Source organism: Solirubrobacter deserti (genome assembly GCF_027587175.1).
Lineage (GTDB): Bacteria > Actinomycetota > Thermoleophilia > Solirubrobacterales > Solirubrobacteraceae > Solirubrobacter > Solirubrobacter deserti.
Map to the genome: position 1 here is coordinate 27,676 of NZ_JAPCID010000034.1, position 20,043 is coordinate 47,718.

A 20,043-nucleotide genomic window follows, 5' to 3' on the forward strand; every position below is an offset into this window, starting at 1 on the left:
CCCTGCCGGCCGCGGCCTACGGGTTGGTGGTGGACAGCGTGAACGTCAGCGTCTTGGAGTAGGTCCCGGTTCGCAGCGGGTCCTTGTCCTTGATCAGCTGCTTGAACGTGATGTCGACCTTCTCGCTCGGCACCGGGCCGGTCCAGGAGGACTTGGAGAACGCGACGCGCAGCGGTTCGGGGAGCGTGAACGCGCCGTTGGTCAGGTGGCCCGGCTCGGAGACCGACAGCGTCGTGTCGGCCGCGGCGCTGGTCACCGTCGCCTGGGTCGAGGTCGTGTAGTCCTGCGTGACGCCCGGGATGAACGGCGGGAACGACGCCGCACCGGCGAGCTCCAACGACAGCGTCCCGGCGGTGACGCCGGCAACGGTCGTCTGGACCGAGACGGAGGTCGGCGCGTCGATCTGCTTCCACAGCAGCGCGCTGACCGCCTTGGTCTGGCGCAGGATGCCGTCGCGCGCGGCGGCGTCCGTGACCGAGTGGGACGTCAGCGAGGACGCCATGTCCAGGTAGAGCATCGCGCGGTACTTGTCGTCGGCCTCGCCGGCCGCCTGCGCGGAGGCGATGAGGGCCTTCAGCTGCGCGGCGTTGCCGCCGAGCCGCGTCCCGTACTCGTCGATCAGGTCGCGGATGTCCGTGTACCAGGCGGGATCGCGCGTGAAGTCGGCCGGGATGAAGCCCTTCTCGGCGTTCTCGAGCGTGACGGCGACGACCTCGTCGACGTAGGCCTGCACGGTCGGGTACAGCTCGGCCAGCTGCGAGTCGGTCAGCGGCACGGAGCTGCCGTCCAGGAAGCAGAAACCGGGGCCGGTGTTCGAGCCGCTGTTGACGCGCACCGGCACCTCGTGCTGGGCGAGGCGGATGCCGCCCTGTCCGAGGCCGAGGCTGTCCCGCTCGACCGTGTTGGTGCCGCTGGTCGTGATGACGGGTGCGGTCGGCGGCGCGATCCCGTACGCGACCCACTTGACGGTGTGGTCGACGAGCGCGTTCTGCACCATGTGCTGGGGCACGCGCGAGAGCGACGGCAGCGCGCACGTGTTCGGCTCGCCCGGATAGCCGCCAGGGTAGGTGCCGATGTCGCGCTTGCGCAGCGGGCCGTAGTCCGTGATCAGCTTCCAGTCGCCGTGCGAGGCGCCCGCGACCTCCCAGTTGCGGTAGGTCGCCGAGTCGGCCTGGCGGGAGTTGTTGCCGATGCCGCTGGAGATGTCGCCCTCGGAGTTGATGCGGAACACCGGTGTCGGCAAATCGGTGCGGATGGTGCCGCCGTTGCCGTGCAGGATGATCGCGTCGAGGATGTTCGACAGCGGCTGGATCGAGTTCGCGTACGTGCGCAGACGGCCGCCGGACTGGGAGTGGCCGGTCGCGATCACGTAGTCGGGCGCGGCCAGCGGCCCGAGCGGGTCGGTGCCGGCCGGGCTGCGCAGCGCCTTGACGGCCTGCGAGAAGATGTCGAAGGACAGCGTGTCGTCGGTGATCGTGTTGCCGGCGGTCGCGTCGAGCGCGCCGTAGCGCGTCGGGCTCCACGCCTTCAGGCCGGTGGCCGAGTGCAAGCCCACGCGCTGGGCGGAGATGCCGACCCAGACGTAGCCCTGGCGCAGCAGGTGCTCGTGCGTCTGGAACCAGTCGACCTCCTGGTCCCACTGGTTGCTGACGTTGTTCCACTCGGCGATGACTGTGCCGTTGAACTTCGCGGCCGAGGTGGGACGGCGCACGACGATGCGCGTCGTGTACGGATGCCCGGTGCTGGTGACCGTCGCGGTCGTGGTGCTGTTGCCGGTGGCGTAGCGGGTCGCCTGCCCGGAGATCAGGAACTCCTCTTCCACGTAACCCGCCTTGGCGAGGTCGACGTCGGTGGCCAGGAACGGGTAGCCGTGTGCGGGATCGCCGACCGGCGACGTCCTCGCGACCGGGCCGCTGACGGTCGGCGCCGGAACGGTCGCCCCGGTGGCCGTCGACGGTCGCGGCGGCTCGCCGTTGGGACCGGGCGGCACGGCGGCCGCGGGCGCGGCGAGCCCTGCGGACGCCGTCAGCGCAATCAGCAACGCCGCGCTGCGAGCAGTGCGTGCGAACAAAGTTCTCCTCCACCTCAAGTTCGGGACCTGGCGAGCGAAGTATCCCTGCGTTCACTTACACGTGTCAACGCCGATGACTTTCCAGCTGACCGGGAGTCTCTGCGCCATGACCACCACGCACGTCCTCCCGCACGCCGGTGCCGACATCACCTACGACGTCCACGGGTCGGGCGAAGGCCCGCCGCTGATGCTGATCGGCCAGCCGATGGACGCGAGCGGCTTCCGGGCGCTCGCGAAGCTGTTCCCGGACCGCACGGTCATCACCTACGACCCGCGCGGGATGGGCCGCAGCACGCGCCACGACGGCCGCGTCGACGCCTCGCCGACCGTGCAGGCCGAGGACGTGCACGCGGTGATCGAGGCGGTCGGCGGCCCGGTCGACCTGTTCGCGAGCTCCGGCGGCGCCGTGACCGCGCTCGCGCTCGTCGCCGCCCACCCGGAAGACGTGCTCACGCTCGTCGCGCACGAGCCGCCGCTGATCGACATGCTGCCCGACGCCGAGGCCGCCCGCCGCGCCACCCAGGCCGTCCAGGCCACCTACCAGGCCAAGGGGTGGGGCCACGGCATGGCGGCGTTCATGCGGCTGACCACGTGGGAGGGTGAGTACACCGACGCCTACTTCGCCCAGCCCGCGCCCGACCCCGCGATGTTCGGCATGCCGACCGAGGACGACGGCACGCGTGAGGACCCGCTGCTGAGCGACCGCGGGGCCGCGATCCGCGACTACCGCCCGGACCGCGAGGCGCTCGCGGCGGCTCCGACGCGGATCGTGATCGCGGTGGGGGAGGAGTCGCGCGCGACGTTCACCGGCCGCACCGGCGACGGCACCGCCGCCTACCTGGGCCAGGAGGCGACCGTGTTCCCGAGCCACCACGGCGGCTTCCTGGACGGCGAGTTCGGGTGGGCCGGTCAGCCCGAGGCGTTCGCCGCCAAGCTGCGCGAGGTGCTACGAGAATCGTCCGTCAGGGCTTGACGCTCGTGCCCGCGCGCCCGACTCTGCTCTCGATGCAGCGGGAGGAGCCTCAGTTCGTGGCCACGATCGGCGATGCCCCGCCGGTCGAGCACCCGACCGCGATCCTCGCGCCGACCACCGAGTTCCACGCCGCGGCGCCGCCGTACGCCCCGCCCGCGCGCCGCACCCCCGCCTGGCGGCGCCGGCGGGGCGGCCGGCGCGTGATGTCGCGCGTGCTGCTCGTCGCCATCGTGGCTGCCGTCGCGGTGTGGACAGCGGGCGTCGGCGGGGAGCTGTTCGGGCTGCTGCGCGAGGGGGCGTCCGCGCGCGCCGTCCCCGCGGAGGGCGGCTCGCTGCTGCGCGCCGTGGCCCTGGAGCGGGCGCTCACCGGGATCCCGGACGGTGCCCGCGTGGAGACGCTGCGGGTGACGACCGACCACCTCGACGCGCGCGTGGTCGTCAACGGCCGCGTCCGGCTGGTCCGCGTCACGTCGAAGGGCTTGGTCACCGACCTGCCCGCGGCCGAGAAGCCGACGGGCGAGGCCGTGCGGGTGGACCCGCGCGCGCCCGCGCGGATCGTCCGCACCGTCACGCGCCGGACGAACCGGCGCGTCACGTCGATCTCACACGTCGCCCTCGAGGGCACGCGCTGGCAGCTCACCTTCAGCGACGGCGCGCAGTTCTCGGCCAACGTGCACGGCCGAGACGTGCACCGCGGCTAGTAGATGCGCTGGTACGTGGCCCAGACGTTGGCCCCGTAGCCGGTCTCGTTCGGGTTGTTCTGCTGGGCGACGCGCTCGACGATCTGCTGCTCGGTCGGGCGCGGGGTCTGCGCGAGCTGAGCGTCGACCCGGCCGCGCACGACCGGACCGGCGAGCGCCGTGCCGCCGGACGAGGTCGCGACCGCGTTCACGCGCTCGCCCACGTTGCCGGGCATCAGGTTCACGGCCAGCCGCTGCCAGGCGGCGCGGTTCTCGCCCCAGTTGCGCGGCGTGCGGATGTAGGACGTCAGTGAGCCGACGCCGAGCCCGAGCCGGTCGCCCTCCGGGATCTCCTCCGCCGCCTGCTTGGCCGTCTTGGTCTTGCCCAGCTCGCCGTGCTTGGTGTCGATCGTCTCCTTGAGCTCGACCGCGCTGAACATCGTGCGCACGTGCTCGTCCGACAGGCCGGTGGGCGTGATCTGCGCCTGGCGGTCGCGGATGAAGTCGTCGGGCGACGTGCCCGCGGCGGCCGCGGTGGTGATCGCGGTCAGCAGCGTCGGGACGGCCTGCACGCGCAGGATCGCGGCGTCGATCTCCTCGCGCGTGAGCGGCGGCTCGGCCAGGTTGCGCAGCGAGACGTGGCGGCGCAGCGCGTCGAGCGCGTACGGCATGGTCGCCTGCTCGATCGTCGCCATGCTCGCCTTCACGCCGGCGACGGTGTCCAGCGAGGACTCCTGCGGGTTGGGGGCGTCACCGCCCCGGTTGGTCTCCCAGATGCCGATGCAGTTGGCGATGCGGGACGTGAGCTCCTCCGCGCTGGGCAGCGTGGCGGCGGCCGCTGGGGCGGCCTGGCGCGACAGCATCGCCGCGACGCTGGCGTTGCCGGCCGAGCGCTGCAGGTCCAGCACCTGGTGTTGTGGGGAGGTGGCCGCGCGCGACAGCACGGCGGATTCGGAGCGCTCGGCAGGCCGCTCGCGGACGGTGCGCCTCATCGCGCCGAAGTCTGCACGGTGAGGCGCCCACGTGCGCCGCGTTCCTGTGAACTGTCCGCGTGCCGACCGCGCTCAGAGCTCGCGCGCCTCGGGGTCGTGGCCGAGGACCGACCGCCCGCCGTCGACCGGGATCACGGCGCCGCTGACGAACCCGGGCGCCAGCAGCGAGGCCACGACGTCCGCGACCTCCTGCGGCGTGCCGATCCGGCCGAGCGGGTGCAGCCGCGCGAGCTCCGCGGTGAGCTCGGGCCGGGCATCCGAGCGCGGCGTGGCGATCGACCCGAGGGCGACCGCGTTGCAGCGGATGCCGTGCGGCCCGTAGTCCACCGCGACCGCGCGCGTGAGCCCTTCGAGCGCGGCCTTGGCGACGGCGTAGGGCAGCGCGCCGCGGACCGGTCGCAGCGCCTGGTGGGAGGAGACGTTGACGATCGCGCCTCCGCGGCCGGCGTGCAGCCAGTGCCGCACCGCGACGCGGCAGCCCGTCACGGCGAGCGCCAGGTTCGCCGTGATCAGGTCGAGCACCGGCTCGTCCTCGTGCAGCCACGCGTCACGGAACACCGCCGCATTGTTGACCCACCCGGCCAGCGGGGCGACCGTCTCGGCGCGCGCGATCGCGTCCGCCGCGACCGCCTCGTCGGCGGCGTCCTCGCCGTTGACGACGTCCAGCACGACGACGTGCCCGGGTAGCCGGTCCACGATCGCTCGCCCGATCCCGCCCGCCCCGCCGGTGACGATGAACGCGCGTTCAGGGTCCGGCATCGATCACCGCCTCCACGGCCGCGACCGTGGGCTCGGGCCCGAAGCCCGTCAGCACCCACGTCGCGCCCGCCTGGAACCACGGCGCCGGGTCCACGTCCGGCTGGTTGACGACGATGATCGGGAACCCTTCGCCCAGTGCCACGGCCATCTCGCGCACGTCGTCCGGGGATCGGGTCTCGACCGGGAAGTAGCCCTGCCACTTCGCCGCGCGCGCCAGCGGCTTCTTGCGCGGCCAGCGCCCGCCGACCCAGATCGGGATGCGGCCGTGGACGGGGCGCGGCTCGAACTCGCCGTCCCAGTAGCGCACCAGGCGCTCGAGCCCGTCGTCGAGGAGCCGCGCGCGCTCGCGCATGTCGCCCTCCTCGCCGAAGCGCGCCGGGTCGAACTCGCCCGTGGTCTCGGAGCCGATGCCCACGCCGAGCACGAGCCGGCCGCCGCTCAAGCGGTCCACGGAGACGGTCTCGCGCGCGAGCTGGTGCATCCGGCGACGTGGGAGGGGCGTGATCAGCGGGCCGATCAGCACGCGCGAGGTGACCATCGCGACCGCGCTCAGGCACACCCACGGGTCGGCCAGCTCGCGGACCGGCGGCTTGTAGGCCACGTGGTCCCAGACGAAGAACCCGTCCCACCCGCGCTCCTCGGTGCGGCGGGCCAGCTCGGCCACGACCCGCGGCTCGCTCAGCTCCCCGAACGGGGCCACGAAGATCGCTCGCTTCATGGCGCCGCAGTCTGTCAGCCCGCGGCCATGTGCGACCCCGTCTCCAGCACCGACTTGAGGTCGCTGAGCACCCACGCCCAGCCCCCGCCGCCGCCCTCGGCCTCGATCCCGCCCGCGACCACGTGCGCGTTGCGCGGCGCGTTCTCGAGCTCGTGGGTGACCGTGAGCTTGGTGACGCCTTCGCCGACGGATTCGATCTCGTAGGTGAGCGTCGTGAAGCCTTCGGCGGCCAGGTCGGCGTCCATCAGCATCCGCCACGTCTGCTTGAGCCGGCGCGGCGGATCGACCTCGAGGAACTCGCCGTCGATGATCGTGTCGGGCACGTGCGGGAACTCGCGCATCCCGGCGCCCGGCCGCATGTTGGCCTTGCCGCCGACCTGCAGGTCGAAGTCGGCGACGCCCTGGTACCCGTAGCGCTCGGTCCACTCAGGCTTGGTGATCGCGTCCCACACGGCCTCGGGCGAGGTGCGGATGTAGACGCGGTAGACCTGGGTCGTCTCAGCGGTCATGGTGCTCATGCGTTCTCCAGCTCGTCTTTGAGGTCGAGGAGCGCCGACACGCGGTGCTCCGTGTACTTGTCGATCCAGCGGTCGTGGATCTGGCGGATCGGCACCGGGTTCAGGTAGTGCAGCTTCTCCCGGCCCGAGCGCCGCGTGACCACGAGGTTCGCCGCCTCCAGCAGCTTGAGGTGCTTCATCACGCCGAAGCGCGTCATCTCCAGCTCGGATTCCAGCTCGGTCAGCGTGCGGCCGTCACGCACGAACAGCCGGTCGAGCAGCAAGCGCCGCGTGGGGTCGGCGAGGGCCTTGAACACGCGGTCGTCGTCGGTCACACCCACAATATACGTGACCAAATGGTCACATGTCAAGAAGTAGCCTTGACTGCGATGCGCGCGCTCGTCCTGCTTCTCGCCGCCGGCCTGCTCGTGGCCGGCTGCGGCGACGAGCCGCGGGCGACCGCGAACCCGCCGCGCGTGACGCTCAAGCTCACGACGCCCGACGACGGCGGGACGACGTTCGAGGACCGCGTCGAGGTGCGCGGGACCGTCTCACCGGCGGACTCGGCGGTGCTGATCGCGGGGGAGAGCGCCGAGGTCGACGCGGGCGAGTTCCACGCCGAGGTGCCGCTGGACCCGGGCGCCAACATCATCGACGTCAGCGCGAGCTCGACCGGCCGGCGCCCGGCGACGGACGCCGTCCGCGTCACGCGCGACATGCGCGTGCGGATTCCGGAGCTGGTCGGGCTGGAGTTCGATCAGGCCGCGGACGCGCTCGGCAAGCTCGGCCTGAAGGCCGTGGAGGAGCAGGGCGGCAGCTGGCTGGACCGGGTGATCCCCGGCATCAGCCGCGTGTGCGCCGTCGATCCGGTGGAGGGCACGCTCGTCGACCGCCGCTCCACCGTCACGCTCCTCACCCAGCGGGACTGCTAAACACCGGCTCACGCCAGTACGCACGATTCTGCGGTCGCCGATCACCGCCTGGCGCCACCCGGCGACCGGTCATGGGCCACCAGCACACTTCCGGTCACCGGTCGCCCCCAGCCGGCGCCGGCGACCCCGAGCGATCGCGCGTACTAGCGCTCACCGGTGCCCACGTAGTCCGCGAGGTGCTCGCCGGTGAGCGTCGAGCGCGCCGCCACCAGGTCGGCCGGCGTGCCCTCGAACACGACCGTGCCGCCGTCGTTGCCGGCGCCCGGGCCCATGTCGATGATCCAGTCGGCGTGCGCCATGACGGCCTGGTGGTGCTCGATCACGATCACGGACTTGCCGTCCTCCACGAGCCGGTCGAGCAGGCCGAGCAGCTGCTCGACGTCGGCCAGATGCAGGCCCGTGGTGGGCTCGTCGAGCACGTAGATGCCGCCCTTCTCGGCCATGTGCACGGCCAGCTTCAGGCGCTGGCGCTCGCCGCCCGACAGCGTCGTGAGCGGCTGGCCGATCTTGACGTAGCCGAGCCCGACCGCGTGCAGGCGCGCGAGGATCTTGTGCGCCGCGGGCACCTTGCCGTCGCCCTCGCGGAAGAACGCCTCGGCCTCCTCGACCGACATCCCGAGCACCTCGCTGATGTCCTTGCCGCCGAACGTGTACTCGAGCACGGAGGCGTCGAAGCGCTTGCCCTCGCACTCCTCGCACGTGACCGAGGTCGAGGCCATGATCCCGAGGTCCATGTAGATCACGCCCGCGCCGTTGCAGTTCGGGCACGCGCCCTCTGAGTTGGCGCTGAAGAGCGCGGGCTTGACGCCGTTGGCCTTGGCGAACGCCTTGCGGATCGGGTCCAACAGGCCGGTGTAGGTCGCGGGGTTCGAGCGCCGCGAACCGCGGATCGCGCCCTGGTCGACGGTGACGACGCCCTCGTGGCCCTCGACCGACCCGCGGATCAGCGAGCTCTTGCCCGACCCCGCCACGCCGGTCAGCACCACCAGCACGCCGAGGGGGATGTCGACGTCCACGTCGCGCAGGTTGTTCATGTTCGCGCCGCGGACCTCCAGCTTGTCCTTCGCCTGCCGGACCGTGTCCTTCAGCGACGCCCGGTCGTCGAGATGGCGGCCCGTGATCGTGTCGCTCTCGCGCAGCCCGTCGACGGTCCCTTCGAACATGATCTCGCCGCCCAGCGAACCGGCCTTGGGCCCGATGTCGACGACGTGGTCGGCGATCGCGATCGTCTCCGGCTTGTGCTCGACCACCAGCACCGTGTTGCCCTTGTCGCGCAGCTGGAGCAGCAGGTTGTTCATCCGGTTGATGTCGTGCGGATGCAGGCCGATCGTCGGCTCGTCGAAGACGTAGGTGATGTCCGTCAGCGCCGAGCCGAGGTGGCGGATCATCTTCGTGCGCTGCGCCTCGCCGCCCGACAGCGAACCGGACGGCCGGTTCAGCGACAGGTAGCCGAGCCCGATGTCCACGAACGAGTCGAGCGTCTCGCGCAGCGCCTTCAGCAGCGGCGCGACCGACGGCTCGTCGAGCGTCTGCACCCATTTGGCGACCTCGCGGATCTCCATCGCGGCCACGTCCGCGATCGAGACGCCGTCGATCTTGGACTCGCGCGCTTCGCGGCTCAGCCGCGTCCCGTCGCACTCCGGGCAGGTCTTGAACACCACCGCCCGCTCGACGAACGCGCGGATGTGCGGCTGCATCGCCTCGACGTCCTTGGACAGCATCGACTTCTGGATCTGCGGGATCAGACCCATGTAGGTGAGGTTGATGCCCTCGACCTTGATCTTCGTCGCCTCCTTGTAGAGGAGGTCGTGCAGCTCGCGCTTGTTGAAGTCCTTGACCGGCTTGTCGGTCGGGAAGAAGCCCGAGCCGCGGAAGATGCGGCCGGTCCAGCCGTCCATGCTGTAGCCGGGGATCGTCAGCGCGCCGTCGTCGAGCGACTTGTTCTCGTCGTAGAGCGCGGCCAGGTCGAAGTCGTTGATCGCGCCGCGGCCCTCGCACTTGGGGCACATGCCGCCGGTGCGGCTGAAGCTCGCGCTCTCGGTGATCGTCTTCTCGCCGCGCTGGATCGTGAGCCCGCCGCTGCCGGACACCGACGCCACGTTGAACGAGTACGCGCCCGGCCCGCCGATGTGCGGCTGCGCGAGCCGGCTGAACAGGATCCGCAGCATCGCGTCGGTGTCGGTGACCGTGCCGACCGTCGAGCGTGGGTTCGCGCCCATCCGCTCCTGGTCGACGCTGATCGCGGTCGTGATGCCGTCCAGCACGTCCACGTCGGGCCGCGCGAGCGCCGGCATGAAGCCCTGCACGAACGCGCTGTAGGTCTCGTTGATCAGCCGCTGGGACTCGGCCGCGATCGTCCCGAACACGAGCGAGCTCTTGCCCGACCCCGAGACGCCGGTGAAGACGGTCAGCCGCCGCTTCGGGATCTCGATGCTGACGTCCTTGAGGTTGTTGACGCGCGCGCCGTGCACGCGGATCAGGTCGTGGCTGTCAGCGGCGTGAGCCGTGGGCGATTGCGTCTCCGTCGTGGCCATGCCGGGCACGCTAGCGCCCATTGCGGCCACTTCGCTTCTCGGATACTGCTAACCGGGATCCGGCTCGGACGCGATCAGCTTGATGCGCGCCCGCGTGCGCTCGCGGATGACGTTGAACGTGATGCGGCCCGTGACGCGACCGGTCGTGTAGCGCGCGGTGAGCCGGCCGACGGGCCCGCCGGAGACCTCCAGCTCGCTGAGGTCGAAGCGCGTGATGTTGCTCTCGGCGAACTGCTGCTCGTACGCGGCGGTGACCTCGTCGCGGCCCTGCTGGCGCTCGTTGGGCAGCACGCGCTCGGCGTCGGTGGTGATGATGCGCCGGATGCCCGCCGGCTCCTCCTTGGCGTACGCGTTGGCGAACGAGCGCGCGAGCCGCTCGATCTCGTCCTCGCTCACCGGGGAGCCGGGCGGCGGGACCTTGGCGTCGCCCGGGATCACCGCGACCGCCACCGCGGCCGCCGCGAGCAGGCCCACGAGGGGGAGCAGCAGCCAGCGTGGCCGCTTGCGAGCGCGGTAGGTCTTGACGGGCGGGAGCTCCTCGATCGGCGCCTCCGGCGGCGCGTCGACGGTGCCCGACCACAGGCGCTGCATCGTCGGCGCGGCGGCGCCGCGCGCGACCGACCGCTCCTCCTCGGTCACCGAGCGCCCTTCGGCGGCCGCGAGCGCGGCGCGACCGAAGTCGCCGGCCGACGGGAAGCGGTCCGCCGGGTCCTTGGCCAGCGCACGGGCGAGCACCCGGTTGAAGTCGCCGGGCGCGGGCGGCGGCGGGTCGTGCAGGTGGGCGAGCATCGTCTGCGGGACGGTCTCGCGCACGAACGGCGGGCGGCCGACGAGCGCGGCGTAGAGCACGCAGCCGAGCGCGTAGACGTCGGCGCGCGCGTCGCTCGGGCCGGGCCGGAACTGCTCGGGCGCCATGTAGTCGACGGTGCCGAGGAAGTGCCCGCCGGTGGTGACGTTGGTCTCGGAGTTCGCGAAGCGCGTGAGCCCGAAGTCGGCCAGGTAGGCGTGCTCGCCGCTGAGCAGGACGTTGGCGGGCTTGACGTCGCGGTGGACCAGCCCGGCGGCGTGCGCGGAGTCGAGCGCGCCCGCGACCTGATGGACGATGCGCGCGGCCCGCGCGTGGTCCATCCGGCCGTGCGCGCGCAGCTCCTTGTGCAGGTCGGTGCCCTCGACCCAGCGCATGACGATGTACAGGCGCCCGTCCTCCTCGCCCGCCTCGTAGACCGGGATCACGTTCGGGTGATCGATCGCCGCCGCCATCCGCGACTCGCGCTGGAAGCGCTCGCGGAAGTCGCTGTCCGCGGCGTGCTCGGGCGCGATCAGCTTGAGCGCGACGGGGCGGCCGAGCGACAGCTGGGTCGCCCGGTAGACGATCCCCATGCCTCCGCGGCCGGCGACGGACTCGATCCGGCACCCGGCAATATGAGCGCCCTCGAGCACATCGGTCACGCGCTCAAGTGTGACGGACCCGGCGACCGTTTCCGTGCGCTGCGAGCCAGTCCGCGAGGCGTTCGCCCAGTTCGGCGCGCTTGTGGGCGTGTGTGACGTTCAACTCCGCCGCTCTGGCCGGCGCCGTCGACCGCGAGGGTGATGCGCGCTCGACCCGCCGCACGGCCTCTAATGTGCCCGCGATGGACCCGATTGATGCCGGACGGTTGCGTGAGGACCTCGAGCGGCTCGTCCGCATCCCGTCGATCGCGTTCGAGGGCCATCCGCGGGCGCCGCTGGACGAGGCGGCCGCGCTCGTCCGCGAGCTGCTCCCGGGCTCGCGCTTCGTCGACGTGCCGGGCGAGGCGCCGAGCGTCTACGCCGAGTACGGCTCCGGCGAGCCGACCGTGCTGCTGTACGCGCACTACGACGTCCAGCCCGCTCCGCCCGAGGGCTGGAAGAGCGACCCGTTCGAGCCGACGCTACGCGAAGGCCGTCTCTACGGGCGCGGCGCCGCCGACGACAAGTCCGGGGTCGTCGCGCACCTCGGCGCGCTGCGCGCGCACGGGTTCGATCCGCCGGTGCGCGTGAAGGTCCTGATCGAAGGCTCGGAGGAGAACGGACGCCAGCGCATCCTCGAGGTCGTCGAGCGCGAGCCGGACCTGATGCGCGCCGACGTGCTCGTGATCGCGGACGGCGGCAACTGGAAGCTGGGCGAGCCGACGCTGTGCACGACGCTGCGCGGGCACGGCAAGCTCACGGTGACGCTGCGCACGCTGAAGAACGCGCTGCACTCGGGGATGTTCGGCGGCGCGGCGCCCGACGCGCTGCTCGCGCTCACGCGGCTGCTCGCGACGCTGCACGACGCCGACGGAGCGGTCGCCGTCGACGGGCTCTTCGAGGGCGAGTGGGCGGGGGCGGACCTGCCCGAAGCGGACTTCCGCCGCCAGGCCGGCGTGCTCGACGGCGTGCAGTTGATCGGGCCGGGAAGCGTCGGCGACCGCCTGTGGGCGCGGCACGCGATCTCCGTGCTCGGCCTCGACGCACCCGCCGTCGAGGGCGCCGGCAACATCGTCATCCCGGCCGCGCGCGCGAAGGTCGCGGTGCGGGTTCCGCCGGGCGCGGACCCGCGGGCGTCGATGGCCGCCGTCGAGGCGCACCTGCGGGCGCGGGCGCCGTGGGGCGCGCACGTGGAGATCGAAGTCGAGCCCGCGTCCTCGCCGCTGGCCCTGCGCGCCGACGCCGCCGCCGCCCGCGCCCTCGAGGCGGCGTACGGCAAGCCGGTCGCGGTGATGGGCAACGGCGGCTCGATCCCGCTCGTGGCCCACCTCGCCGAGGTCTATCCGGACGCCGCGATCGTCCTCTGGGGCGCGCAGGACTCCGACGCGGCGCAGATCCACGCCGCGAACGAGTCCGTCTCGCTGGAGGAGCTCGAGAAGTCCGCGCTCACCGAGGCGCTGCTCTTGAAGCAGCTCGCGCCATGACCAGCCCGTTGCCGGCGAAGCGCGCGCTGAAGCGCAGCTTCGCGCGGCGGCTGACCCGCACCGTCGCGGCGTAGGTGCAGCGGCGCGTGAGCTTCACGCGCGTGGTCTTGAGCGTGCGCTTGCCGACGGTGGCGCGCACGGTCACCGTGCCGCGGCAGCCCGCGCCGCTCGAGGCGAGCCGCCCGCTGACCTTGAAGCCGCGCTTGACGGTGATGGTGAAGCGCGGCCGGAAGCGGTTGACGATCACCGGACGTTGGATCGTGGTCGTCTGGCCGGCCGTGTCGACCGCGACCGCCGAGAGCGTGTTGCGACCCACATCACCCGCGGTCGCCTGGTAGGCGCACGAGTACGGCGGCGCGGTGACCTCGCACAGCACGCGGTCGTCGTCGAGGAAGCGCACGAGCGCGAGCCCGCGGTCGTCGGCCGCGTTGACCGTGAGCGTATTCGGGGGGTCGGCAGCCAGCCGCGCGCCGGTCGCGGGCGCGGCCCACTCGATCGTCGGCGGGCGGTCGTCGAGCGCGTTGCCTGCGGGCGCGACGTTCACGTTCTCGCAGTCGTCGCCGAGCACGTCCAGCGTGTCCGCCGTCACCGCGTCGGCGCCGGGCCCGCAGCGGACGCGGTCGCTGAAGCCGTCGCGCACGTCGATCGCGTCGTCACCCGCGTCGGCGTCGACGCGGTCGATGCCCGCGCCGCCGACGATCGTGTCGGTGCCGGCGCCGGTGGACAGCTCGTTCGGGCCGGCGCTGCCGATCAGCGTCGAGCCGCTCGGGACCACGATGCCCTGGCCGAGGATCGCGACGTCCTCGATGTCGGAGCCGTAGTTGTCGCCCTCGCCCGGGAGCCCGTCGTTGGCGGCGTCGTCGAGCGAGACGGTCGGGGCCGGCGCGGCGGCGAGCATCACGTGCGTGGCGCCGTCGAGCCCCGGGCCGCCGCTGAGCGCGTCCCCGCCGGTGCCGCCGTTGAGCGCGTCGTCGCCGGTGTTGCCGTACAGCGCGTCCGTCCCGGTGCCGCCGTCGAGCACGTCGTCGCCGTCACCGCCGTCGAGCGCGTCGGCTCCGCCGCCGCCGTGCAGCTGGTCGGTGCCCGGGCCGCCGTCGAGGCTCACCGGGCCGCTGAAGTTGCGCGTGTCGACGAAGTCGTCGCCGTCGCCGAGGCTCACGACGATCCGCTCGATGCCGGTGCAGAAGTCCTGGCTGCCGCACCCGGTGGTCTGGATCGGGTCGCCGTCGCCGTCCCGGGTGATGCGCACCTCGCGCGGGCGGTCGGAGTTGGGCACGTTGAACGTCACCGTGTTCACGCGGCCGGCGGCGGCGGTGTACGTCAGGGTGGAGCCGGTTTTGACCAGCGTGGCGGCGTGGGCGCTGCTCGGAAGCGCCAGCAGCAGGACGATCAGGACGGCAGCGCGCATGCCGCAACGATACGGCTGATCCCGCCCGCCCGTCGCGACGAGCGGGACCAGTGAAGGCGCCGGCTGGAACACGGGCGCTGACCGGCTTGTTTCCGGCGAGGCGCCTGGACCAAACGGCACGTCACAAGCTATTGACGGGTCACGTCCGTCCTCGGACCAGCTCGTCCAGCAGCGTCTCGGGGTCGGCCGCGACCTTCAGGCCGGCGCGGGTCTCCGGGCGCAGGAAGCCCTCGGTGACCGAATGGTCGAGGAACGTCGTGAGGCCGTCGTAGTAGCCGTTGGTGTTGACCAGGCCGAGCGGCTTGTCGTGGATGCCGAGATAGCTCCACGTGTAGACCTCGATGAGCTCCTCGAGCGTGCCGATCCCGCCCGGGAGCGCGACGAATGCGTCGCTGAGCTCGGCCATCCGCGCCTTGCGCTCGTGCATGTCGGCGACGGTGTGGAGCTCTGTCAGCCCTGGGTGGGCGACCTCGCGGTCGACCAGCACCTGCGGGATGACGCCGACGACCTCGCCGCCGTGGGCGAGCGCCGTGTCGGCGACCGCGCCCATCAGGCCGACGGACGCGCCGCCGTAGACGAGCCGCAGGCCGCGCTGCGCGAGCACCGCCGCGAGTTGCCGGGCGGCTTCGAGGTACGCCGGGTCGTTGCCGGCGCTCGAGCCGCAGTACACGCAGACGGACTTCACGGCTCGAGCGCCTCCAGCAGGCGGTCGAGGTCGGACTCGTCGTTCCACGCGCCGACCGACGCGCGCAGGTACGGCGTGCCCGGCAGGTCGCGGACGGCGACGCCGCGCTCGAGCAGCTGCTCACGCTTGGCCTCGGGTTCGTCGACCTCGAAGGCGATCAGGGTCGAGCGGCCGCGGGGCGCGACCGTGTAGCCGGCGTCGGCGAGCGCGGTGGCGAAGCGGTCGGCGAGGTCGGCGGCGCGGGTGATGATCGCGTCCAGGCCCTCAGCCTCCAGGACCTCGAGCGCGGCGGCCGACAGCGCGACCGCTTCGCGCGGGAGCGGCAGGTCGAAGCGGCTCGCGACCGACTTGAGCGGGCTCTGCAGGCCCAGGCTGGTGTCCTCGAACGAGAAGTACGTGGGGTTGACGGTCCGCACCCGCTCGCCGAGCTCGGGGTCCAGGTAGAGCATCCCGGTGCCGTCGGCGCCGCACAGCCACTTCTGACCGGCGGCGGCGTAGGCGGCGCAGTTGAGCTCGCCGACGTCGACCCGCACGGCACCCGAGCCCTGCGCGCCGTCGAGGATCACCGGCACCGGCACCTCGGCGAGCTCCGCGGGGGCGAGCTCGCCCGTGATCCAGCTGACATGGCTGGCGGCGACGAGCGTCGTCTTCGCGGTGACCGCGTTGGCGAGCTCGGCGAACGGCACGGCCTTGATGGTCGCCCCGCGGTGGCGCGCGCCGATCAGCGGGCCGATCAGGCCGGGGTGCTCGGCGTCGGAGGTGACGATCTCGTCCGCCGGGCCGATGTCCATGCCCGCCAGCACGGCGCCGAGCCCCGCGCTCGTCCCGCTCGTGACCGCGACGTGCTCCGGGGCGGCGTGCATCACGCGCGCGTATCCCTCCCGCAGGCCGGCGGCGAGGTCGTGGCGGCGCGCGAAGTGCGCGTGCAGGCGGCCCTCGCTGAGCTGGGCGTCGAGCTCCGCACGCGCCGTCTCGGCGGCGGCAAGCGGAATCGGCCCGTCCGTACCCGCATTCAGGTACGCGATCGACTGCAGCACGGGGAACTGGTCACGGAACGCCATGGCCGGCGGACCCTAGCGTCCGCAGACCGGCCAGGGCGAGGCGCCCTCCCGCGCGTACAGGATCGCGGCGCGTCGGTTCTGCTCGGCCTCCGACGCTGCGGCCGGGTTGCCCGAGCCGCCGACGCTCTGCCATGTGCTGAGCGTGAATTGGTACTTGCCGTAGAACCCGTTGCCGGTGTTCGTGGCCGGGTCGCCGCCCGACTCGCACGCGGCGATCGCCTCCAGCGCGGGGGAGGCAGTGGCGTTGCGCGCCTTCGCCCGCGCCCGGGCCGCCCGCCGACGGTCCTTGCGCTCCTCGCGCCGGATGTCGCTCCGGAGCGATCGGATCCGGCGCGCGAGCGTGGCGGGAGCATCACCGCTCACGCGGCGCCGGTACTGCGCGGGCGAGAACCCCTCGCCGCGCTCGTTCGCGAGCCGGCGGGCCAGCGGCCACGCCTTGCGCGTCAAGCGCTCCTGGGCGAGCGCGGTCCGTTCGTACTGCATCTGGTCGGCCACGGTGAGATGGCCGGCGAGGGGGACCTGGAAGTCCGACTGGGCGGCGGCGTGCGCCGTCGCGGGTACTGCGAGAGTCGCGGCGCCCACGGCCAGAAGAGCGGTCGTGGTCGTGCGCATGGTGAAACCTTTCGTCGCTTGCGGCGAGCGGGACACCGTAGCGGCCTCGGCCCAATCAGGTCCGGTTCCCGGAGGGGTGCGTGACGTTGGTCCCGCTCAGCGCAACTCGCGTTGTGCACCCCGTGTGCGCAGCGCTTGCGCGGCGCCAGCGGTGTGGTCGCCGTTGACGTCGGTTTGAACCCGCAAGTCCGCGGCTCACTAGCATGGCCGCCGTGCGCGTCCCGCTTCCCGACGGCTCTGTCCGTGAGCTTCCCGACGGTTCCACCGGAGCCGACCTCGCCGCCGATATCGGCCCTGGCCTGGCCCGCGCGGCGCTGGCCATCCGCGTCCTGGACGCCGACAAGACGGAGAAGCGCGACGGAACGGCCTACGACGACGGGCGCATCATCGACCTCGACGTGCCGCTGACGGACGGGCAGCCGATCGAGATCGTGACCGCGAAGGCGGGGGACGGAGACGCGCTGAAGCTGCTGCGCCACGACATCGCGCACGTGCTGGCCGAATCGGTCCTCGAGCTCTATCCCGGCACCAAGGTGAGCATCGGCCCGCCGATCGCCGAGGGCTTCTACTACGACTTCGAGTTCCCGCCCGGCGTGACGATCAACGAGGACGACTTCCCGAAGATCGAAGCGCAGATGAAAAAGCACGTGAAGGCGGCGGAGCCGTTCGTGCGCTCGGAGGCCACCACGGCCGAGGCGATCGACCGCTACCTGCGCGAGGACCAGCCGTACAAGGTCGAGCTGATCGAAGACCTGGTGACCAACCAGGGCGTCCAGACGGTCGGCATCTACCAGAACGGCGAGTTCCGGGACCTGTGCCGCGGCCCGCACGCGCCCGACACGGGCCGGGCGAAGGCGTTCAAGCTCACCTCGGTCGCCGGCGCGTACTGGCGCGGCGACGCGAACCGCCAGATGCTCACGCGCATCTACGGCACCGCGTTCGCGACCAAGGAGGAGCTCGCCGAGCACCTGGAGCGCCTCGAGGAGGCGCGCAAGCGCGACCACCGCAAGCTCGGCAAGGAGCTCGAGCTGTTCATGTTCTCCGAGCTGTCGCCGGGGTCGCCGTTCTGGTTCCCGAACGGCATGGCGATCTGGAACGAGCTCACCAAGCTCTGGCGCACGGAGAACTCGCAGCGCGGCTACAAGGAAGTCAAGACGCCGATCCTGTACACGAGCGAGCTGTTCAAGCGCTCGGGCCACTGGCACGTGTACGGCGAGAACATGTACTTCACGGACGTCGAGGGCGACCAGCAGGGCCTCAAGCCCATGAACTGCCCGGCGCACACGCAGCTCTACGACAGCCAGCGCCGCAGCTACCGCGACCTTCCGATCCGCTACTCCGAGCAGGGCCTCGTGCACCGCCACGAGCCGTCCGGCACGCTGCACGGCCTGCTGCGCGTCCGCCACATCACGCAGGACGACGCCCACATCTTCTGCACCGAGGAGCAGATCGAGGAGGAGGTCATCCGCTGCCTCGAGTTCGGCTTCGCGATCTACGAGCGGTTCGGCTTCGAGCCGCGGCTGGAGCTCTCCACCCGCCCGGAGAAGCGGATCGGCACCGAGGACATGTGGGACCGCGCCGAAGCGGCGCTCCAGAACGCGCTCGACAAGCGCGGCCTCGCGTACGAGATCAACGAGGGCGACGGCGCCTTCTACGGCCCGAAGATCGACCTGCACATGACCGACGCGATCGGCCGCTCCTGGCAGCTCGGCACGGTGCAGCTGGACTACGTGATGCCGGAGCGCTTCGACCTCACGTACACGGGCGCGGACAACGCCGACCACCGCCCGGTGATGATCCACCGCGCGCTGATGGGCTCCTTCGAGCGCTTCATCGGCATGCTCGTCGAGCACTACGCGGGTGAGTTCCCGGTCTGGCTGGCGCCGGTCCAGGCGATCGTGCTCCCGGTGGCGGACCGGCACGTCGAATACGCGCGCGAGCTGCAAAGCGCGCTGGACGGCTTCCGCGTCGAGGTCGACGACCGCACCGAGTCGATCGGCCGCAAGATCCGCGAGGCCGAGCTGCGCAAGATCCCGTACATGCTCGTGGTCGGCGACCGCGAGGTGCAGGAGCGGACGGCGTCGGTGCGCCGGCACAAGGAAGGCGACCAGGGCGCGCTCGATCTCGAGGGCCTGAAGGCGCAGCTCTCGGCGGCCGAGTAGGGGGTGACCCGCGGGCATCCGTGCCCCTCGGGTAACCCTCTGCCGTTGACGAATCCGTGTCTCGGGCTCAGCCGGAGTATTCGGTCCTCGGAACGGGAACTTGAGCCGCAGCGATGTTTCGCCCTATACTTCGTGACGTTGAATACGCGTTCCCATACCGCGCCGCGTTCTTGACGTACGGCGCCTACACCAGCTAATGCCGGTCCCTCGCAGGTTTGACCGGCAGCCGCCGGAGCGTGATACCACCCGCGTCAACGAGCGCATCCGCGTTCCCGAGGTTCGTCTCATCGACGACACCGGTCAGCAGGTCGGCATCATGCGCACCCAAGACGCTCTGCGGCGAGCCCAGGAAAAGGACCTCGACCTGGTCGAGGTGGCGGCGGAGGCCAAGCCCCCCGTTGTGCGCATCCTGGACTACTCGAAGTACAAGTACGAGCAGGCGCAGAAGGCCAAGTCGGCCCGCAAGCACCAGCAGACGATCAACGTCCGTGAGATCAAGTTCCGGCCGAAGATCGCCCAGCACGACTACGACACCAAGAAGGGCCACGTCGAGCGCTTCCTGAAGGCGCGCGACAAGGTCAAGGTCACCATCATGTTCCGCGGGCGCGAGATGGCGCACCCGGAACGCGGCGAGATGATCCTCAACCGCCTCGCCGAGGACCTCAACGAGCTCGCCGTCGTCGAGCAGCGGCCCCAGCAGGACGGCCGCAACATGACGATGATGCTCGGGCCGGCGAAGGCCGCGCCGAGCGACACGAGCAAGCCCGCTTAGCGCTTCCGCGAGCCGCCCCGATCGGGGCGGCTCGCCCGCTTTCCAGCGCTTTTCTCGCCCGCCGCACTCGGCCGCGTCAACGCGGCGTGCCGTTTCTCAGGCCTAACTGCGGCCTTCTAGCACGCGTCCGACAGAAGATGGTTCACCATCCGGCGAAGGACGTGTAGTATCGCGCCCTGAGAGACAAAAGGCTGTCCAGGCCGAGGAGGAGGGCAAACTCTGTGAGGGCTGTTGGGTTGCTGGACGCGACGTCACGTCTGCGTCCAGGTTGGCGT

Annotated in this window: 18 protein-coding genes; 6 read left to right on the forward strand and 12 right to left on the reverse strand. The window is 71.7% G+C overall.

Annotated elements, in window-relative coordinates:
* Nucleotides 1–16: 16 nt before the first annotated feature.
* Nucleotides 17–2,041 (reverse strand): alpha/beta hydrolase domain-containing protein, encoded by a 2,025-nt coding sequence (locus OJ962_RS21760; protein ID WP_270006596.1) that lies wholly within the window; start codon nt 2,039–2,041, stop codon nt 17–19.
* Between the two features lie 136 nt (nt 2,042–2,177).
* Here OJ962_RS21760 and OJ962_RS21765 point away from each other — a divergent pair, with 136 nt between their 5' ends.
* Together OJ962_RS21765 and OJ962_RS21770 are read left to right on the forward strand one after the other, a co-directional pair.
* The gene (locus tag OJ962_RS21765; protein WP_202952520.1) at nt 2,178–3,044 is read left to right on the forward strand and encodes an alpha/beta fold hydrolase; all 867 of its coding nucleotides are present in this window, start codon (nt 2,178–2,180) and stop codon (nt 3,042–3,044) included.
* Nucleotides 3,045–3,100: 56 nt separating this feature from the next.
* Nucleotides 3,101–3,745, forward strand: coding sequence for a hypothetical protein (locus OJ962_RS21770; protein ID WP_270006597.1), 645 nt, complete (start codon nt 3,101–3,103; stop codon nt 3,743–3,745).
* Here the strand turns inward: OJ962_RS21770 and OJ962_RS21775 are convergent.
* The 5 genes from OJ962_RS21775 to OJ962_RS21795 all read right to left on the reverse strand — a co-directional run bounded on the left by OJ962_RS21775 (nt 3,742) and on the right by OJ962_RS21795 (nt 7,025).
* Complete coding sequence (locus OJ962_RS21775) at nt 3,742–4,716, reverse strand: hypothetical protein (protein ID WP_202952522.1); 975 nt, start codon at nt 4,714–4,716, stop codon at nt 3,742–3,744. The two genes, OJ962_RS21770 and OJ962_RS21775, sit on opposite strands and share 4 nt — an antisense overlap.
* A gap of 72 nt (nt 4,717–4,788) precedes the next feature.
* Nucleotides 4,789–5,475 (reverse strand): SDR family NAD(P)-dependent oxidoreductase, encoded by a 687-nt coding sequence (locus OJ962_RS21780; RefSeq protein WP_202952523.1) that lies wholly within the window; start codon nt 5,473–5,475, stop codon nt 4,789–4,791.
* The gene (locus OJ962_RS21785; protein WP_238930955.1) at nt 5,462–6,193 is read right to left on the reverse strand and encodes an LLM class flavin-dependent oxidoreductase; all 732 of its coding nucleotides are present in this window, start codon (nt 6,191–6,193) and stop codon (nt 5,462–5,464) included. The genes OJ962_RS21780 and OJ962_RS21785 overlap by 14 nt, the downstream gene beginning before the upstream one ends.
* 14 nt (nt 6,194–6,207) lie before the next feature.
* The gene (locus OJ962_RS21790; protein ID WP_238930956.1) at nt 6,208–6,711 is read right to left on the reverse strand and encodes an SRPBCC domain-containing protein; all 504 of its coding nucleotides are present in this window, start codon (nt 6,709–6,711) and stop codon (nt 6,208–6,210) included.
* Nucleotides 6,708–7,025, reverse strand: a complete 318-nt coding sequence (locus OJ962_RS21795; protein ID WP_270006598.1) for an ArsR/SmtB family transcription factor — start codon at nt 7,023–7,025, stop codon at nt 6,708–6,710. Before OJ962_RS21795 ends, OJ962_RS21790 begins: the two co-directional genes overlap by 4 nt.
* Before the next feature lie 54 nt (nt 7,026–7,079).
* On the opposite strand from OJ962_RS21795, the gene OJ962_RS21800 reads away from it, so the two are divergent.
* Complete coding sequence (locus OJ962_RS21800) at nt 7,080–7,622, forward strand: PASTA domain-containing protein (protein WP_202952524.1); 543 nt, start codon at nt 7,080–7,082, stop codon at nt 7,620–7,622.
* A 143-nt stretch (nt 7,623–7,765) separates the two neighbouring features.
* Here OJ962_RS21800 and OJ962_RS21805 read toward each other — a convergent pair whose 3' ends face one another.
* Both OJ962_RS21805 and OJ962_RS21810 read right to left on the reverse strand, forming a co-directional pair.
* A complete protein-coding gene (locus tag OJ962_RS21805) occupies nt 7,766–10,156 on the reverse strand; it encodes an ATP-binding cassette domain-containing protein (protein WP_202952525.1) in 2,391 nt (796 codons plus the stop codon).
* Nucleotides 10,157–10,204: 48 nt separating this feature from the next.
* Complete coding sequence (locus OJ962_RS21810) at nt 10,205–11,605, reverse strand: serine/threonine-protein kinase (protein WP_202952526.1); 1,401 nt, start codon at nt 11,603–11,605, stop codon at nt 10,205–10,207.
* 182 nt (nt 11,606–11,787) lie between these two features.
* Here OJ962_RS21810 and OJ962_RS21815 point away from each other — a divergent pair, with 182 nt between their 5' ends.
* The gene (locus OJ962_RS21815) at nt 11,788–13,068 is read left to right on the forward strand and encodes a M20/M25/M40 family metallo-hydrolase (protein ID WP_238931126.1); all 1,281 of its coding nucleotides are present in this window, start codon (nt 11,788–11,790) and stop codon (nt 13,066–13,068) included.
* Here the strand turns inward: OJ962_RS21815 and OJ962_RS21820 are convergent.
* The 4 genes from OJ962_RS21820 to OJ962_RS21835 form a co-directional block, all read right to left on the reverse strand.
* Nucleotides 13,031–14,476: an Ig-like domain-containing protein gene (locus OJ962_RS21820; RefSeq protein ID WP_202952528.1), complete on the reverse strand. Its 1,446-nt coding sequence runs from the start codon at nt 14,474–14,476 to the stop codon at nt 13,031–13,033. The genes OJ962_RS21815 and OJ962_RS21820 overlap by 38 nt on opposite strands.
* Nucleotides 14,477–14,615: 139 nt before the next feature.
* Nucleotides 14,616–15,161: an LOG family protein gene (locus OJ962_RS21825; protein ID WP_202952529.1), complete on the reverse strand. Its 546-nt coding sequence runs from the start codon at nt 15,159–15,161 to the stop codon at nt 14,616–14,618.
* On the reverse strand, nt 15,158–16,222 hold the full coding sequence (locus OJ962_RS21830; RefSeq protein WP_202952530.1) for an aminotransferase class V-fold PLP-dependent enzyme: 1,065 nt from the start codon (nt 16,220–16,222) through the stop codon (nt 15,158–15,160). The genes OJ962_RS21825 and OJ962_RS21830 overlap by 4 nt, the downstream gene beginning before the upstream one ends.
* A gap of 12 nt (nt 16,223–16,234) precedes the next feature.
* On the reverse strand, nt 16,235–16,834 hold the full coding sequence (locus OJ962_RS21835) for a transglycosylase family protein (RefSeq protein ID WP_270006599.1): 600 nt from the start codon (nt 16,832–16,834) through the stop codon (nt 16,235–16,237).
* A gap of 203 nt (nt 16,835–17,037) precedes the next feature.
* Between OJ962_RS21835 and thrS the strand changes: the two genes are divergently transcribed.
* A complete protein-coding gene (gene thrS / locus OJ962_RS21840; protein WP_238930957.1) occupies nt 17,038–18,996 on the forward strand; it encodes a threonine--tRNA ligase in 1,959 nt (652 codons plus the stop codon).
* 196 nt (nt 18,997–19,192) lie between these two features.
* Nucleotides 19,193–19,768 carry a translation initiation factor IF-3 gene (infC, locus tag OJ962_RS21845; protein ID WP_202952531.1) on the forward strand — a complete coding sequence of 192 codons (576 nt, stop codon included), beginning with the start codon at nt 19,193–19,195 and terminating at the stop codon, nt 19,766–19,768.
* Nucleotides 19,769–20,043: the final 275 nt, after the last annotated feature.